Origin of the sequence: Aeromonas sp. Y318-3 (assembly GCF_027706185.1) — a bacterium.
Lineage (GTDB): Bacteria > Pseudomonadota > Gammaproteobacteria > Enterobacterales > Aeromonadaceae > Aeromonas > Aeromonas veronii.
On record NZ_JAPDCN010000001.1, the window covers coordinates 1 to 15,495 of the forward strand.

The following is a 15,495-nucleotide window of genomic DNA, read 5'->3' on the forward strand; positions in this document are numbered from 1 at the left end:
GCGGGAATAGCTCAGTTGGTAGAGCACGACCTTGCCAAGGTCGGGGTCGCGAGTTCGAGTCTCGTTTCCCGCTCCAATCTCTCTTCAAATTCAGTATCTTTCCCCCCAAGCTCACGAATTCAGTTTCTCCATACAATCGCAGCCACATTCAGTTGGTAGAGCATGATCCGCGCTTGCCAAGGCTGGGGTCGCGAGTTCGAGTCTCGTTTCCCGCTCCAATCTCTCTTCGAAGTTTTCATAATCCCTTTGAATTGCCCTTCACATCGCGCTGCGATGCTTTGTCGTATCTGGCGTTTACTCAGCGTGTCTCTGCCACCTCCTGCAAACAGGAAGGGGATGTGGGCTCATGGTGCGGATTGTACGAGGCAAGCGGTTGTGACAGGTGGTGGGAGGCGAGAATTGCGGGCAAAAAAGAGGAGGGGCCTTGGCTCCTCCTGCATGATTCACTGGCGCGGGCTTAGACCAGAGTAACGTTCTCAGCCTGAGGGCCTTTTTTGCCCTGGGTCACAGTGAACTGGACTTTTTGACCTTCAGCCAGGGTTTTGAAACCGGTGCTCTGGATGGAGGAGAAGTGAACGAATACGTCCGGACCCTGGGATTGTTCAATAAAGCCAAAACCCTTGGTTTCGTTGAACCATTTTACCTGGCCGGTGCGAATGTCAGACATGTGCTAAATCCTATCAATAACAAAATGAAACTAAGCCCGTGCTGGGCTGCATTTGCCTTGCAAGCAGGGGTTGGCTCATGACTGACCACGTCTCTTTGTCCCAGTAGCACGCAGAACAATCCCTGTCTAAAGCACAAACGATTGTACGTTAGCGCCGATCCTTGTCAATTTGACCCCTTTCGTTTTTTGAACAAGCTAAAAATATTGTGAAGTCAGTAGCTTATTTGAAAATATTTGACTGAAAAAAACGGGAAGCCAGCGCCTCCCGTTTTTGTTATTCCTTGAGGGCGAACCCTTCGCCCTGCCGGTCGTAGCGGTAAACCGCCTGACCGTAGGAGCGGATCTCCACCCGCTGGATGCGGCGGGTGTCGTCCACCAGGATGAAGATAGAGCGGCCCGATTGCAGGCGGGTCAGGGGGCGATCCGGCCCCTCGATGGCGATCAGGCGGCTCAGCTCGGCACCCGGCAACTCGAATTTACGCCAGATGGAGTAGAGGGTCTCACCCGCCTGCACATCGTGTTGCAGCCAGGTGCCGTTAACCTTCTCTTCGACCGGCTTGGCTGCCGCGGGCGCACTGCCTGCCGCGCCATTACCGACAGTTAGAGCTTGAGCAGGTACGGCCAGCGGCACTTCCAGCGAGCCCGAAGGGGCTGCCTTGGGGGCGGATGGTGCTGGCTCCCAGGCCAGTACCAGCAACCAGAGCGGGATCAGGATCAGCAGACCTATGGTGTTTTTGCGGGGCAGCGGGCTGGACAGCTTGAATTTGCCTGCTTTGGCATCCTGGCGGCGTTGGCCGAGGTTGCTCATCCCTTGGCCAAAACGTTGGCGCAGGGACAGGGTCGCGGCATTGATGCGATGGAGCAGGGATCCTTGTGATTCGTCTTGGCGACGCTGCTGGGCTCGTCTGTTATGGCCTCGTGGGCGACGGTCCGGGGTGGGCACGGCATTTACCTCTCACTACATTGCCTGCCATCAGGCAAATTCGTCGCCTATGGTAAACGGACTCGCCCCCGAGGGGGAGAGTCCTGATGCGGAAAATTATCAGCTGAGACGAAATTGACCCAATAATTGCTGCAATTTGTCGGCCGCCTGACGCAATGCCTGACTGGCTTTGGCCGTTTCGGTCGCATCCTGAGCAATGTCGTTGGCCAGTGCGTTGGTTTTTGACAGGTTGCCGGAGACGGTTTCTGAGACCGAGCTCTGCTCTTCGGCGGCGGAGGCGATCTGATAGGTCATGTCGTTGATGGTGGAGATGGCCTGGTAGATGCTGCCGAGCGCCTCTTCCGCCAGATCCGCCTCGCCCACCGCCTGATGGGTCAGCTGCTGGCTCTGGGTGATGGCGTTGACTGCATTGGTGGAGCTGAGGCGGATCTTCTCGATCAGCTCCTGGGTGTTCTGCACCGCTTGCTGGGTATTGCCCGCCAGTTTGCGCACCTCGTCGGCGACTACCGCAAAGCCGCGGCCCTGTTCGCCAGCCCGGGCTGCCTCGATGGCGGCGTTGAGGGCCAGCAGGTTGGTTTGATCTGCAATACCCTGAATGACGGTGAGGATGCTGGTGATCTGGGCGCTGTCGTGAGCCAGCCCTTCCACCACATCGGCCCCTTTACCGGCTTCTGCCGCGACCTTGTGCATCGACTGGATCACCTGCTGGAAGCGCTCCTTGCCCTGATCCGCCGCGCTTTGCGCCTGTTTGGCCGAGTCGGCTGTATTGTTGGCGTGGGTGGCGACCTCCTGACTGACGTAGGACATCTCCTGTACCGCGGTCAGCATCTGCTCCATCTCCGCCTGATGATGCTGCAGATTGTTGTCGGTCTGACCGGCAATGCGATCGGTGTCACCGGCGTAGCGGTTCACCTCGCTGGCAGTCTTGAGCACATCCCCGAGCAACCCTTGCAGCTTGTCGATAAAGCGGTTGATCCCCTTGGCGAGATCCCCCAGCTCATCCACCGAGCGGGTTGCGAGACGTTTGGTGAGATCCCCTTCACCATCGGCGATGTCATCCACCAGGCTGACCATCTGACGGATGGGGCCGGTGATGCTGCGGGCAATCACCAGCATGGTGGCCAGCGCCAGTACCAGTACGATAACGGCGCCCACCAATTGCTTGGTCACCGCGGCCCGGTTCATCTCATTGAGCTGGCTCTCCAGCTGATCGGCCCCCGCCAGTACCACCTTGTAGGGCAGGGTGACGATGATGGCCCAGTTGCGGCTCATTCCCGGCACCATGATGGGGACGGAAATGCGGAATGACTCGTCCAGCTCCTGACGCTGCACTTCCGGTTTCAGGTACTGCTGCCACTGGTTGCCCAGCACCTTACTTGCGCTGCTACCGAGCAGGCTGGCATCGCCGCTGGTGCCGGTGATGACACCGGCGGCGCTGACGATCAGGGTTTCGCCCTTGCCGTCATAGATGTTGCTGTTGAGGCTCTTGGCCTGACGGCTGATGGAGTCCACCGCCAGATCCAGCGCGGCGATCCCCTTGAACTGACCATTCACCATGATGGGGGTGGTGATGGTGCTGACCAGCACCTGCTGACCGTTGATATCCACCTTGAAGGGATCGATGAGGCAAGAGCGTCCTTCCCGTTTCGGGCAGGCGTAGTAGTCGTTGGCGGGATTGCCGAATTCGTCCGGGTCGGTTTTTTCGATGGAGAGCAGCAGATCGGTACCGATTTGATCCTTGTCGCGATAGAAGTAGGGCACGAAGCGCCCCTTGCTGTCGCTACCGAGCGCGGTCTGACCGGCAAAGCTGGCATCCTGACCGTCGAAACCGTTGGGCTCGAAGCCGGCGAAGGCGCCATAAAGCTGGGGCTCCAACGCCAGTTGTGCCTTGAGCAGGTCGGTGGCCTGCTGGCGATCCAGCGGCAGTTTGCCTTGCTGTTGCAGGGCGAGGGTGCTGGCCATCTGCTGGGTGTAGGAGAGCCCTTTTTGCAGCAGTTGGGTGATGGTGGCCGCCTCGGCGCGGGCATTGGCGCTGACCTTCTGCCATGCCTCCTGCTGCAGCGCTTCACGGCTGGAGCTGATGGTGAGTTGTTGGGTCTGTTGGCCGGAGTATTGGTTGAGCAGGATCAGGATGACCAGGGCTGCGGTCATGGCGATCCCGGCCATCACTAGAATGCGATTCTGGATAGAACGGAACTGCATCGTCTCTTCCTTGTTCGTGAGAAGTGTGGTGAGCGTTATTTGGGTATCGACCGGAGGAGGCAGCTCTCCAGCATTGTGCATAGCAAATCGGAAACGGGGCTTCTGTTTTGCGATCCTCTTCAAATATCGGGCTACAGATGCAAATGGCGACAGATTTAATCCCCTACTTTAGCCCGCAATGGCGTCATGGTTTTCCCATCCGTGATTGTCGGTGCTAAAATGCGACGGTTTTTTCTAACGAATTGGCCCAAGGCCCTCTACACAAGGCTTAAAGATGAAAGTCAAAACCCGTTTTGCTCCCAGCCCGACCGGCTTTTTGCATGTCGGCGGTGCCCGTACCGCACTCTATTCCTGGTTGTTTGCAAAGAACCAGGGCGGTGAGTTCGTGCTGCGTATTGAGGATACCGACCTGGAACGTTCCACTCAGGAGGCGATCGACGCCATCATTGAGGGCATGGAATGGCTGGAGCTGAACTGGGATGAGGGCCCCTACTACCAGACCAAGCGCTTCGATCGCTACAACGGTCTGATCGACGAGATGCTGGCCGATGGCCGCGCCTACAAGTGCTACTGCTCCAAAGAGCGTCTGGAAGCGCTGCGTGAAGGCCAGATGGCCAACGGCGAGAAGCCCCGTTATGACGGCAAGTGCCGCGACCACGCCCACGATCACCCTGCCGATGCGCCGCACGTGATCCGCTTCCGCAACCCGACCGAAGGTTCCGTGGTGTTCGATGACCACGTCCGTGGCCGCATCGAGTTCGCCAACACCGAGCTAGACGATCTGATCATCCGCCGTACCGACGGCGCGCCGACCTACAACTTCTGCGTAGTGGTCGATGACTGGGATATGGAGATCACCCACGTGGTGCGTGGCGAAGACCACATCAACAACACCCCGCGCCAGATCAACATCTACAAGGCGCTGAACGCGCCGGTACCGGAGTTTGCCCACGTCTCCATGATCCTGGGTGACGACGGCGCCAAGCTCTCCAAGCGCCACGGTGCCGTTTCTGTGATGCAGTACCGCGACGACGGCTACCTGCCGGAAGCGCTGCTGAACTATCTGGTACGTCTGGGCTGGTCCCACGGCGATCAGGAGATCTTCACCCTGGACGAGATGATCAAGCTGTTCAGCCTGGATGCCATCTCCAAGTCCGCCTCTGCCTTCAACACCGACAAGCTGCTGTGGCTGAACAACCACTACATGCGCAACCTGGATCCGACCTATGTGGCCAAGCATCTGGCATGGCACATGGAATACCAGAAGATCGACACCAGCAATGGCCCGGCGCTGGCCGACGTGGTCACCTTGCTGGCCGAGCGCTGCAATACCCTGGTTGAGATGGCTGCCCAGAGTCGCTATCTGTTCGAAGATTTTGAGGCGATCGACGAAGCGGCTGCCAAGAAGCATCTGCGCGGCGTGGCTGCCGAGCCGCTGGCTCTGGCCAAGACCAAGTTGGCTGCACTGGATAGCTGGACCACCGAAGCGCTGCACGAGCTGATTGAAGCGACCGCTGCCGAGCTGGGTCAGGGCATGGGCAAGGTTGGTATGCCGCTGCGTGTGGCCGTCACCGGTCTGGGCCAATCCCCTGCCATCGACGCCGTGATGGCACTGGTCGGCAAAGAGCGCGTACTGGCGCGTATCGACCGCGCACTGGCTTACATCGAAGCCCGCATGGCTGCCGAGTAAGCCTGACGTTGCCGGTCGTCATCACCGCTCTGGGTAAATATCCCCTGCCATCGACGCCGTGATGGCGCTGGTCGGTAAAGAGCGTGTACTGGCGCGTATTGACCGCGCACTGGCTTACATCGAAGCCCGCATGGCTGCCGAGTAAGTGCTGCCGATATGGCAGGCGAGGGGATAATTCCGCTCTGCCACATACTGAATAGCAAAAATCCGAAACCACAGGTTTCGGATTTTTTTATGGCCAGCGCACAGGCCGAAAAACTTTGGATAAAAAAATGCCAGTCAGCTGACTGGCATTTTTATTGGGACAGAGTGCCGCTTAGTGGCTGTCGACCCAGACGAACTTGAGCACGAACAGCAGGGCCACCACCAGCACGCAGGGGTTGATTTCGCGCCAGCGGCCGGTACCTGCCTTCATCACGCAGTAGGAGATAAAGCCCACGGCGATCCCCTCGGTGATGGAGAAGCTGAACGGCATCATCACTGCGGTCATAAAGGCCGGTACCGCTTCGGTCAGATCTTCCCACTTCACCCGGGTCAGCTCGGAGCACATCAGCACGCCCACATAGATAAGGGCGCCAGCGGCGGCATAGGCCGGCACCATGGCGGCGACCGGAGAGAAGAAGATCGCCAGCAGGAACAGCAGGCCGACCACGATGGCGGTCAGACCGGTACGGCCGCCGACGGCGACGCCGGAGCTGCTCTCGATAAAGGCGGTAACCGAGGAGGTGCCCATGAAAGCTCCGCCGACGGAGCTGACGCTATCCACCATCAGCGCCTGTTTCATGCGCGGGAAGTGGCCCTTGTCATCGGCCAGCTTGGCGCGGTTGGTGACGCCGATCAGGGTGCCGGAGGAGTCGAACAGGTTGACCAGCATAAAGGAGAAGATGATCCCGGCGAGGCTGATATCGAGCGATCCCATCAGATCCAGCTGGCCGAACACCGGCTCGATGCTGGGGGGCATGGAGACAAAGCCCTTGAAGGTGACATCGCCAAACAGCCAGCCCAGACCCGTGGTGACCACGATGGCGATCAGCACGGCGGAGTGGACGCCGCGAGCGGAGAAGATGCAGATCAGGAAGAAACCGAGCAGACCCAGCAGGCAGGGCAGGGAGGTGAGATTGCCTACGGTCACCATAGTCGCGGGGCTGGCCACGACGATCCCGGCGTTGTGCAGGCCGAGCAGGGCGATCAGCAGACCGATACCGGCGGTGATGCCGACCCGCAGGGTGAGCGGAATGTTGCCGATCAGCCAATAACGCACCCGCAGCAGGGTGAGGATCAACAGACCCATGGCGCCCCAGAAGATGGTGCCCATGCCCACTTGCCAGGAGTAACCCATGCCGGCGACGACCACGAAGGCGAAGAAGGCGTTAAGTCCCATGGCGGGGGCCAGGGCGATCGGCAGGTTGGCCAACAGGCCCATCAGGATGCTGCCGATACCGGCGATGAGGCAGGTGGTGACGAACACGGCCTGGGTGTCCATGCCCGCCGCAGAGAGGATCTGCGGGTTGACGAACACGATGTAGACCATGGTCAGGAAGGTGGTGATACCGGCAATCACTTCGGTGCGGGCGGTAGTGCCATGGCCTTGCAGGGCAAACAGGCGCTCAAGCAATCCTTGCCCGGCGGCCTGATTGGCAGCTTGGTGTTGTTGATTCATGTTGGATTCCAATAGGTGACGTGAAATAAGCAGCAGGGGAACGGGCTATCCCATCCATGCGGGGTAAATTGCCCTGTTTCTGGCGGTTAAGTAACCAGACTCGTCCTGATACCGTGACAGCGCGCACATTTTTACACAGGCGGCGCCGTTTACAAACCCCGGATCTGCGAAGCAGATCAATGAATAGAGTAAAAATTCAAACGTTTGCTTTTTGAGCATGAAAAAAGGTTCTCAGCAGAGAACCTTTTATCGAAAATTGGGGGCTTACAGGGTTTTGAAGTAGCGCTCGACCAGCTGGGCCAGTACCGAGTCGAGCCGGTCTTGCACTTCACCCAGTTCACGGCCGAAGCGGCGCAGAAACAGGCTTGCCTGCTCTTCGGTCAGCTTGCGCCCCTCGATAAAGAACTCCTGCTCCGGTAGTTGCTTGTCGTAGCGGGGGATCAGCACCCAGCTCACCAGTTCGGGCTCCACGGCGGCAAAAATCTTGGCGGCAGCGGCACAGAAGGTCTCTATGTGCTCCTTGCCATCCGGCCCGAGGCAACCCGGTTCAACCCGGATCTGGATGGTGAGTTTTTTCTCTATGGGGGTCGTCATCGTGCTACATCCATGCAAAGGCATCCGTCTAGGATTGTAAGTCAAAAGGCAAGAGAAAGGGGAGCCGAAGCTCCCCTCAACACGCAGTCAGCCTTACTTGGCGATACGCTTGTACTTGGCGCGATGGGGCTGGATGGCCTCGGCGCCGTAGGTCTTCTTCTTCCACTCTTCGTATTCGGTAAAGTTACCTTCGAAGAACTCGATCTTGCCCTCATCCTGATAGTCGAGGATGTGAGTGGCGATACGGTCGAGGAACCAGCGGTCGTGGGAGATGACCATGGCACAACCCGGGAACTCCAGCAGGGCGTTCTCGAGGGCGCGCAGGGTTTCGATATCCAGATCGTTGGTCGGTTCATCCAGCAGCAGCACGTTGCCGCCGGTCTGCAGCAGCTTGGCCAGATGCAGACGACCACGTTCACCACCGGAGAGCTCGCCAACCCGCTTCTGCTGGTCGGAACCCTTGAAGTTGAAGCGGCCGATATAGGCGCGGCTCGGGAACTCGTAGTTGCCGATGCGCAGGATATCCTGACCGTCAGCGACCTCTTCGAATACCGTCTTCTTGTCATCCATGCTGTCGCGGAACTGATCGACAGAGGCCAGCACCACGGTTTCACCCAGGGTAATGGCGCCGGAATCCGGCTGCTCCTGACCCGACATCATGCGGAACAGGGTCGACTTACCGGCACCGTTCGGGCCGATGATGCCGACGATGGCACCCTTCGGAATGGCAAACGACAGATCGTCGATCAGCACCCGATCACCATAGGATTTGCGCAGGTTGGCCACTTCCACCACCTTGTCGCCGAGGCGGGGTCCGGGCGGAATGAACAGCTCGTTGGTCTCGTTGCGCTTCTGGTAGTCGTTGGTGTTGAGCTCTTCGAAGCGAGCCATACGGGCCTTGGACTTGGCCTGACGCCCTTTCGGGTTTTGACGAACCCACTCCAGCTCTTTCTCGATGGACTTGCGACGGGCCGCTTCGGAACTTGCTTCCTGCGCCAGACGTGCGTCCTTCTGCTCCAGCCAGGAGGAGTAGTTGCCTTCCCACGGGATACCTTCGCCGCGGTCCAGCTCCAGGATCCAGCCTGCCACGTTGTCGAGGAAGTAACGGTCGTGGGTGATGGCCACTACAGTGCCTTCGTAGTCGTGCAGGAAGCGCTCCAGCCAGGCCACGGATTCCGCATCCAGGTGGTTGGTCGGTTCGTCCAGCAGCAGCATGTCCGGCTTTTCCAGCAGCAGACGGCAGAGTGCCACACGGCGGCGCTCACCACCGGAGAGGTGCTTGATCTTGGCATCCCAGGCCGGCAGGCGCAGGGCATCGGCCGCACGCTCCAGCTGGTTTTCCATGTTGTGACCACCCTGAGCCTGGATGATCGCTTCCAGCTCGCCCTGTTCGCGGGCCAGCTTGTCAAAATCCGCATCCGGATCGGCGTAAGCGGCATAGACCTCGTCGAGACGGGCCATGGCGCGCTTCACGTCGCCAACCGCCTCTTCGACCGCTTCGCGCACGGTCTGCTCCGGATCCAGTTTCGGCTCCTGCGGCAGGTAGCCGATCTTGATGCCGGGTTGCGGGCGGGCTTCCCCTTCGATCTCGGTATCGATGCCCGCCATGATGCGCAGCAGGGTGGATTTACCGGCACCGTTGAGACCCAGTACGCCGATCTTGGCGCCCGGGAAGAAGCTCAAGGAGATGTTCTTGAGAATATGACGCTTGGGCGGCACTACCTTGCCGACCCGGTTCATGGTGTAAATAAATTGAGCCATTGGCTAATTCTCTTTAATTTACAGGTTGTTATTGTGTTGCTGTGAAATCTTGGGGCTGTATTGGGGCCAAATCAGAAAAGCTGGCCCCAAGCCTGCCCCAAACCCTGTCCGCTTCGTCGCGGTCTTGCTCGGGGATCCATTTGCCATAGACTGTTCGCACCATGGTGCTGTCCTCGTGCCCCAGGTATGACGCAACCCATTCAGGGTTGGCGCCCGCGGTTAGCATCCAGCAAGCAAATGTATGGCGCATATGGTATTGGGTTCGGCGGCGAATGCCAGCCCTCTTTATCAACCTGTCCCATTTGTCGCCCAAGGTGAAGGCTGTGTAGCAGATACTGAGCCCGGGCGTCTTGCTGGTGACGTCTGGACTAAATACAAACGTGACCTTCTCGTCGACCTGCCGGCGGTCCCTCAACGTCTTCTTGATGTAATGGGACTGGCGCATGGCTGTCATTGGCCGCATGCGCTTCAGCGCCTCGATTGCAGGGGGCAGGAGTACAATGGTTCGCTCATGTCCGGTCTTCGGTACCTTGAAGTTGCGGGCCTGGGTGATGTTGCGGCGGATTTGGAGCTCCCCGCGCTCCAGGTCAACATCCTCCCATGCTAGGGAGCAGAGCTCCCCAGTACGCATGCCTGTCCAGCATGCGAGCTGGATCCACATCGCATCCATATCGTGCCGAGCTGCTTCCTGCAGGCGCCGGAACTCATCTTGATCAAAAGGGTCTGGTTTATCCCGGATCACTTCCACCTTGGTCAGCACTGAAGAAAGGTCCTGGTGGGTGTAGCCGTTCTGCTTGGCGAAGTTGAACAGCCCAGCGGCGACCATCATGTAGTAGTTGACCGATCTCGGAGCCAAGGGCTTGCTGGTTCTGTTCCGCGGCTCGGTCATCAGGTACCGGCGCCATTGTTGCAGGTCTTCGGTCCGGAAGGTGCTGACGATCCGGGTGTGGTCCAGGTCGGCGGCCATCATCCCCAGAATGGAGCGATAGCGACCACGGGCGTTATCGCCGATGTCCACATCCTTGATCTTCAGGTAGTGCTCCACTAGGTCACCTAGCGAAATGTCACGGCTTGCAGTCGTGCCAGCGAACCGGTGGGCATTCTTGCTGTCTGGGAAGTGCTTGGCGTAGTCGAACACCCCGATGGCAATCTCGTGCAGGATGGCCTCCCGTTTTCGGGAGGCATGCTTGATGTTGGCTTTGGTGGCCGGCATGTTGAGCGTTTCCCGGCATCGCTTGCCGTGGAAGCGGAAGTCGATGCGAAGGCTCTTGCCGTGTAGTTCGACACCTGGTGTTACCGCAACGATGTCGATCAGTTCTTGGTTCCGGTCAGCCAATCCTCATATCTCCGCCAGTGATAGACATACTTCCCATCCGGGGCCAACTTGTAGTGGACCCCCTCTATAAGCTGGCCCTTCTTCCGCTTCTCGCTGATGGCCTTCTCAGTGTACCCGAACATCTCCCCCAAAACTCGAGGCAGAACCCAACTGGGGCGTTCCATCACAACCACTTTCTGATGCATATTCATGTCTCCTTTACGCCTCACTGCGAGAAGAGCGGCCCCATGGGGCCACTGTCTTTCGTTGGCCTAGAACGGCAGATCGTCGTCATAATCGATGGGTGGTTCGGTGTAGGCCGGCGACTGCGCCGGTTGTTGGGTTGGCCTTGGCTGACCGCTTGCTCCCTGCTGTTTCCCTCCTCCATTCCCTCCCAACATCTGCATCACACCGGTGAAGCTGTCGACCAGCACCTCGGTGGTGTAGCGTTCCTGTCCGCTCTGATCCTGCCATTTGCGAGTCCGCAGTTTTCCCTCCACGTAGACCTGGGAGCCCTTCTTCAGGTGCTTCCCTGCCACCTCAGCCAGCATTCCCATGAACACGACACGATGCCACTCGGTGCGCTCCTTGGCCTCGCCGGTCTGCTTGTCACGCCATGTTTCTGAGGTAGCCAGGGTGATGCTGGTGACAGCTTTCCCGCCGGGTATGTAGCGCACTTCCGGATCCTGGCCCAGGTTGCCGATCAGGATGACTTTGTTGATGCCTTTCATTCATTACCCCGCGACACTTGTCCTTCTGCCAGCTGCATCTGTTCGGCATCCCGGATACAGTCATGAAGTGAGTGATGGGGGACGAACCAGTCTGGCTTTTGCCACTCATCCAGATACCCCTTGCTGCCACCAGATAGCGCATCGATGTAGGTCCGTACATCCCGCACCTGGTTGTATTTCCATGGAACCGGCAGGCTGAAGTCCTCGAACAGGGAGACCAGAATCGGCGGATCAAAGTCGGTGCCGCGGGCAAAGGGCTGTGCTCCCTTCATGAAATCGGAGAGCAGGATCAGCGCCTCCCGCACCGGGGTATTGCTGCCGTTGATGATACCGTCACGGGCCTCTTTACCCTGCTTGTTCCACCAAGCCACCGTCCCCGGGTCAACGGTGCGACCCGCCAGCAACTGCTCGGTCACATTCAGCTTGAGGTGCAGGACGTTCTCGCCCTCGGTGGAGAGGCGGCCATTGTCGATGGTGATCCCCACCTCGGCATCGTGCTTGTTGAAGCGGACGGCAGAGAGAGTGAGCACCACCGCCTTCTTGTCCATGGCCAGGGTTTCGGTATCGAATACCACGGTGTCGCCCTGATACCGCTCGGCTTTATCGTTCATGTCGTGATTTCCTCTGGACGGTCAGCTGTTCGTGATGGTTGCAAGCAGGGCATGGATTGCGTTGATTGATACCGCCTTGTCCGCATCAGGAGCAGGAAGGGATCGCATAACCCCCTCCATCTGGCGCAACTCGGCCTCGGTGTTAACACCGATCAAGCCAGCCAGCGCCGAGCGCAGCAAGGCAATGTCAGCCTCGGCCTTTCGCAGCGGATGCGCCTTGCACACTTTGATGTGATCGGTCAGGACTTGGCTGCCATGTGCCGGGGTATCCTGCGGATATTCGTGGCCACAATACACACAGGTGAGAATTCTTTCGTTCATGTCGTGTTTTCCTCTAACCATTCTGTTCGCTTGATGCGACCGCCCAGCGATAGCCGCCGTGGGTCGCCTGGGAGTTATTCAGGCAGCGGGTGATGCCGACTCGAATAAAACCGCCAACACGCTCGGCATCGGTGATGCTGGCGAACCTGACGGTTTGCTCTTTATCGTTGGTGCCGATCACCGGGGTCTTGTGCCACCGCGGTGGCTGAACCTGGTCAACATAGAGACGGCGAGCATGCCGTCCCTTGCCGTTGTCGTCGGTAATGCGGCCATGCTCTACCCGGGTGGTGAAGCGTGGCTCACGCTGGATCTGGCTGATCAGTACGCTGGCCTTGATCGCGGTGATAGAGAAGGCCGTCGCCACCTCTCCACACAGGGCGCCCTCTTCCCTGGCGTGAATCCATTCGGCCACGTCTTGGACGATGCTCATGCCATCACCTCATTCACTCGGGTAATGGCGTTGATCATCACGCTCTTTTGCGTGACGGGGCTGAGGGTCGGCTCGTTATGCAGGGCGTTCAGTAAGGCGATGACGGCCTCCTGGCGGTGCAGGTCGAGCATGGTGAAGGCTTCTGTGAAGTTGTATCCCTCAACCTGCTTCAGAGTGGAGACAGCCTTACGCAGCAGCACCTTGGTTTCCTCGTCCAAAGTGGTGTATTCGTCCATGAGCTGCTCGTCGCTGACCGAGATGGCGATCGCTACCTCCCGGGCGGTGTAGTGCTCCTTGGCGCCGTAGAGCACGGTCAGCACGGCGACAAAGCACGACCACTCGGCGCCGCCCAAATTGAGCTCGTTGTTCTGGTAGTCGAAGGCCCATTCCTCGAGCAGCTTGGTGCTGGCTTCCTCGGTTGGGTGGTGGGCATCCAGCAGCTCGAGCTGCCGCTCTGCATGGCTTGGCTCTGGGCTGGTGGCTTCGGCACTCTGCGCCAACAGCTCGGCGGCCTTGGCGGTAGCCAGTTCCAGAAGATCGCCTGGGGCCGTCAGGTTGTCGATGATCCAGGCGGCCAGCTCGGCGGTCCTGGCCGGGGTCAGGATGTTCGCATCGTCGATCTGGTAGATAACCCCCTTCACTGCTGGGTGGCGTTGCCAGTGGGGCAGGGCGGGGGAACGACTCTCTTCTGCGACAAAGCCCTGATGGATAGGCTTGCCGGCCAGCAGGTTGGCGACGGCCAGATCGAGCCGATAGAAGATCTCGGAGAGTGGATAAGGTTCGTCCAGCCAGCCTTGCACATAACCCCTGACCGTATCCTGTTGCTCTTCGCCGAGATCAACGCACTCAATCTGCTTGGCCATGATGCTGCTGGCATCGGCATAGCCCAGTTCGGCAGCCGCAGCGGCGCTGGCCTCGTTATCGTCGGCTGCTGGTGGCTCCCCAGCGGCCGGTTCTGTTTCGGCGGGTTGCTCCTGGGTGACCACGGGGGCCAGCCTGGGGGCAGCGCTTCGGATAACGTGATCGGCGGCCAGGGTGAGCTCTACCGCTTGGCGGTGGATCATGTCGAGGATGATGCTGCCGGTGGTGATGAGGTCGTCACGGCGCAGGCGTGCCTCGGGGCGGCGCTCGCCCTGCCAACCGGCGTCGAAGATCACCACGGCTGAGGCAAAGCCGCTAGAGCTGGGTTTGTCCTTTTTGGGGTCGCGGGGCACGTACCAGCTCGGCACCTCAAAGCCGATACGGCCGCTGATGAACTGGATGAAGTCGGCATCTTCTGGCCACCAGGTTTCGCTGGTGGCGGCCTTGATGAGCAACATGATCTTGGCGCCCAGCGCCCGTTGCTCGCGGCAGTAGTTGAGGATGGCCTCCATCCCGGTGATGGGGTTCCCCTCGCTATCCGTGCAGGGGCGCGAGTAGGGCGGGTTGGCGTAGGCTGCGCCCCCCAGCCGGCGCAGGTCGGCGGCCAGATCCTGAGTGAGGGCGTTGTCTTCGGCGTCGTAGTAGTTGGGCACCAGGTGGTTGCAGTCGTCGGCGAACATGTCGAGCACCACCGGCCCCAGGGTGGGGGCGAACTGGTGGAACAGGCCCCAGGCCAGCGCCTTGGGGGTCTGCCATTGGTCGCCAATCTGCTTGAGCTCGTGGTCAGGCTGGGCCTGCAGTTCGGCCAGCGCTTGGGCGTAGTGGTTCATGCTACCTCCCGCTCTGTGGGTTTCATGAACACGAGCCAGTGTGTGAGCCCATGGCGGCCACTTGGGTGACCGAACAAGGGCTTGACGTCAGTGAGCGCCAATACCTCCCCAACTTTCACCTGAGTCTCATTCCACTTAAAGACAAGCACTCCGTCAGGAGCCAGGACGCGGAAGCATTCAGAGAAGCCACGACGCAGGTCATCACGCCAGTCAGGACCGAGCTTGCCGTATTTGGCTGCGAGCCAGCTATTCGGTCCTGCTCGTTCCAGATGTGGTGGGTCGAATGCAATCAGTTTGAATGCGCCATCTGGGTAAGGCAGCGCCCGAAAGTCCATTTGCACATCAGGTTCTATGCGAAGCGTTCTCGTACCGTTCTGGTTGCCGTGGGAACGGTCCGTGACGGAAATCACCTCGCGGCGCAGATCGCCAAAAACCACGTCAGGGTGCTGACGATCAAACCACATCATTCGGCTGCCACAACATGGGTCCAAAACACGTTTCTCGAGATGCAAGGTGGTGTGGCTCATGCTGCGGTCTCCGGGCTGGTGGGGTACCAGGCAAAGCCGTCTTCGGCTTGGCGGATGACCTTGCCGCACTTCATGGCGAGGTGGAACTCGGCAGTGGCGCCCTGGCTATCGCGCCAGCCGGGCAGCATGATCACCTCGTCGGCGATCTTGACCATTTCGATGCAGATGCCCATGTATTGCTGCTGGGTGAGGCCGTCCGGCAGGATTGCCGGGTTGAGTACGACGTGGCCTTTTTGCTGTTGATTGAGAGCTTCGTCGTTGAAGGCAGGGCGGTTGTATTCCGGCAGGCCAGACATTGGCCCTGCGATGTAGACGATTTTGCGTTGTTGGTTCGACATGGTTCATCCCGTTT

General features: G+C 59.3%; 16 protein-coding genes and 1 tRNA gene. 2 read left to right on the top strand and 15 right to left on the bottom strand.

Annotated elements, in window-relative coordinates; genetic code table 11:
• Window positions 1-76 (top strand) — tRNA-Gly (locus OKB77_RS00005).
• A 381-nt stretch (window positions 77-457) separates the two neighbouring features.
• Here OKB77_RS00005 and OKB77_RS00010 read toward each other — a convergent pair.
• The 3 genes from OKB77_RS00010 to OKB77_RS00020 all read right to left on the bottom strand — a co-directional run bounded on the left by OKB77_RS00010 (window position 458) and on the right by OKB77_RS00020 (window position 3,812).
• Window positions 458-667, bottom strand: a complete 210-nt coding sequence (locus tag OKB77_RS00010) for a cold-shock protein (protein WP_005338972.1) — start codon at window positions 665-667, stop codon at window positions 458-460.
• Window positions 668-941: 274 nt separating this feature from the next.
• Entirely contained in the window at window positions 942-1,610 is a 669-nt protein-coding gene (locus tag OKB77_RS00015; RefSeq protein ID WP_103250429.1) for a LysM-like peptidoglycan-binding domain-containing protein, read from the bottom strand.
• A 99-nt stretch (window positions 1,611-1,709) separates the two neighbouring features.
• Window positions 1,710-3,812: a methyl-accepting chemotaxis protein gene (locus OKB77_RS00020; RefSeq protein ID WP_265776140.1), complete on the bottom strand. Its 2,103-nt coding sequence runs from the start codon at window positions 3,810-3,812 to the stop codon at window positions 1,710-1,712.
• Window positions 3,813-4,086: 274 nt separating this feature from the next.
• Between OKB77_RS00020 and gltX the strand changes: the two genes are divergently transcribed.
• Window positions 4,087-5,502 carry a glutamate--tRNA ligase gene (gltX, locus tag OKB77_RS00025; protein ID WP_265776139.1) on the top strand — a complete coding sequence of 472 codons (1,416 nt, stop codon included), beginning with the start codon at window positions 4,087-4,089 and terminating at the stop codon, window positions 5,500-5,502.
• A gap of 316 nt (window positions 5,503-5,818) precedes the next feature.
• Here gltX and OKB77_RS00030 read toward each other — a convergent pair whose 3' ends face one another.
• From OKB77_RS00030 to OKB77_RS00085, 12 genes are all read right to left on the bottom strand, one after another.
• Entirely contained in the window at window positions 5,819-7,162 is a 1,344-nt protein-coding gene (locus OKB77_RS00030) for an NCS2 family permease (RefSeq protein ID WP_005343409.1), read from the bottom strand.
• Window positions 7,163-7,426: 264 nt separating this feature from the next.
• Window positions 7,427-7,756, bottom strand: a complete 330-nt coding sequence (locus OKB77_RS00035) for a hypothetical protein (RefSeq protein WP_005343410.1) — start codon at window positions 7,754-7,756, stop codon at window positions 7,427-7,429.
• A gap of 93 nt (window positions 7,757-7,849) precedes the next feature.
• Window positions 7,850-9,517, bottom strand: a complete 1,668-nt coding sequence (gene ettA, locus OKB77_RS00040; protein ID WP_033114096.1) for an energy-dependent translational throttle protein EttA — start codon at window positions 9,515-9,517, stop codon at window positions 7,850-7,852.
• Between the two features lie 28 nt (window positions 9,518-9,545).
• Window positions 9,546-10,853, bottom strand: coding sequence for an Arm DNA-binding domain-containing protein (locus OKB77_RS00045; RefSeq protein ID WP_128341967.1), 1,308 nt, complete (start codon window positions 10,851-10,853; stop codon window positions 9,546-9,548).
• Window positions 10,829-11,038: an excisionase family protein gene (xisR, locus tag OKB77_RS00050; protein WP_033130544.1), complete on the bottom strand. Its 210-nt coding sequence runs from the start codon at window positions 11,036-11,038 to the stop codon at window positions 10,829-10,831. The genes OKB77_RS00045 and xisR overlap by 25 nt, the downstream gene beginning before the upstream one ends.
• A 66-nt stretch (window positions 11,039-11,104) precedes the next feature.
• Window positions 11,105-11,563, bottom strand: coding sequence for a single-stranded DNA-binding protein (ssb, locus tag OKB77_RS00055; protein ID WP_270816745.1), 459 nt, complete (start codon window positions 11,561-11,563; stop codon window positions 11,105-11,107).
• Window positions 11,560-12,174 (bottom strand): 3'-5' exonuclease, encoded by a 615-nt coding sequence (locus tag OKB77_RS00060; protein ID WP_103857820.1) that lies wholly within the window; start codon window positions 12,172-12,174, stop codon window positions 11,560-11,562. Before OKB77_RS00060 ends, ssb begins: the two co-directional genes overlap by 4 nt.
• 21 nt (window positions 12,175-12,195) lie before the next feature.
• On the bottom strand, window positions 12,196-12,495 hold the full coding sequence (locus OKB77_RS00065; protein WP_041205538.1) for a hypothetical protein: 300 nt from the start codon (window positions 12,493-12,495) through the stop codon (window positions 12,196-12,198).
• 13 nt (window positions 12,496-12,508) lie between these two features.
• Window positions 12,509-12,925: a hypothetical protein gene (locus OKB77_RS00070; RefSeq protein WP_103857821.1), complete on the bottom strand. Its 417-nt coding sequence runs from the start codon at window positions 12,923-12,925 to the stop codon at window positions 12,509-12,511.
• Window positions 12,922-14,616, bottom strand: a complete 1,695-nt coding sequence (locus OKB77_RS00075; RefSeq protein ID WP_270816746.1) for a phage N-6-adenine-methyltransferase — start codon at window positions 14,614-14,616, stop codon at window positions 12,922-12,924. Before OKB77_RS00075 ends, OKB77_RS00070 begins: the two co-directional genes overlap by 4 nt.
• The gene (locus OKB77_RS00080) at window positions 14,613-15,143 is read right to left on the bottom strand and encodes a class I SAM-dependent methyltransferase (protein ID WP_270816749.1); all 531 of its coding nucleotides are present in this window, start codon (window positions 15,141-15,143) and stop codon (window positions 14,613-14,615) included. Before OKB77_RS00080 ends, OKB77_RS00075 begins: the two co-directional genes overlap by 4 nt.
• Complete coding sequence (locus OKB77_RS00085) at window positions 15,140-15,481, bottom strand: DUF4406 domain-containing protein (protein WP_270816750.1); 342 nt, start codon at window positions 15,479-15,481, stop codon at window positions 15,140-15,142. The genes OKB77_RS00080 and OKB77_RS00085 overlap by 4 nt, the downstream gene beginning before the upstream one ends.
• Window positions 15,482-15,495 lie beyond the last annotated feature (14 nt).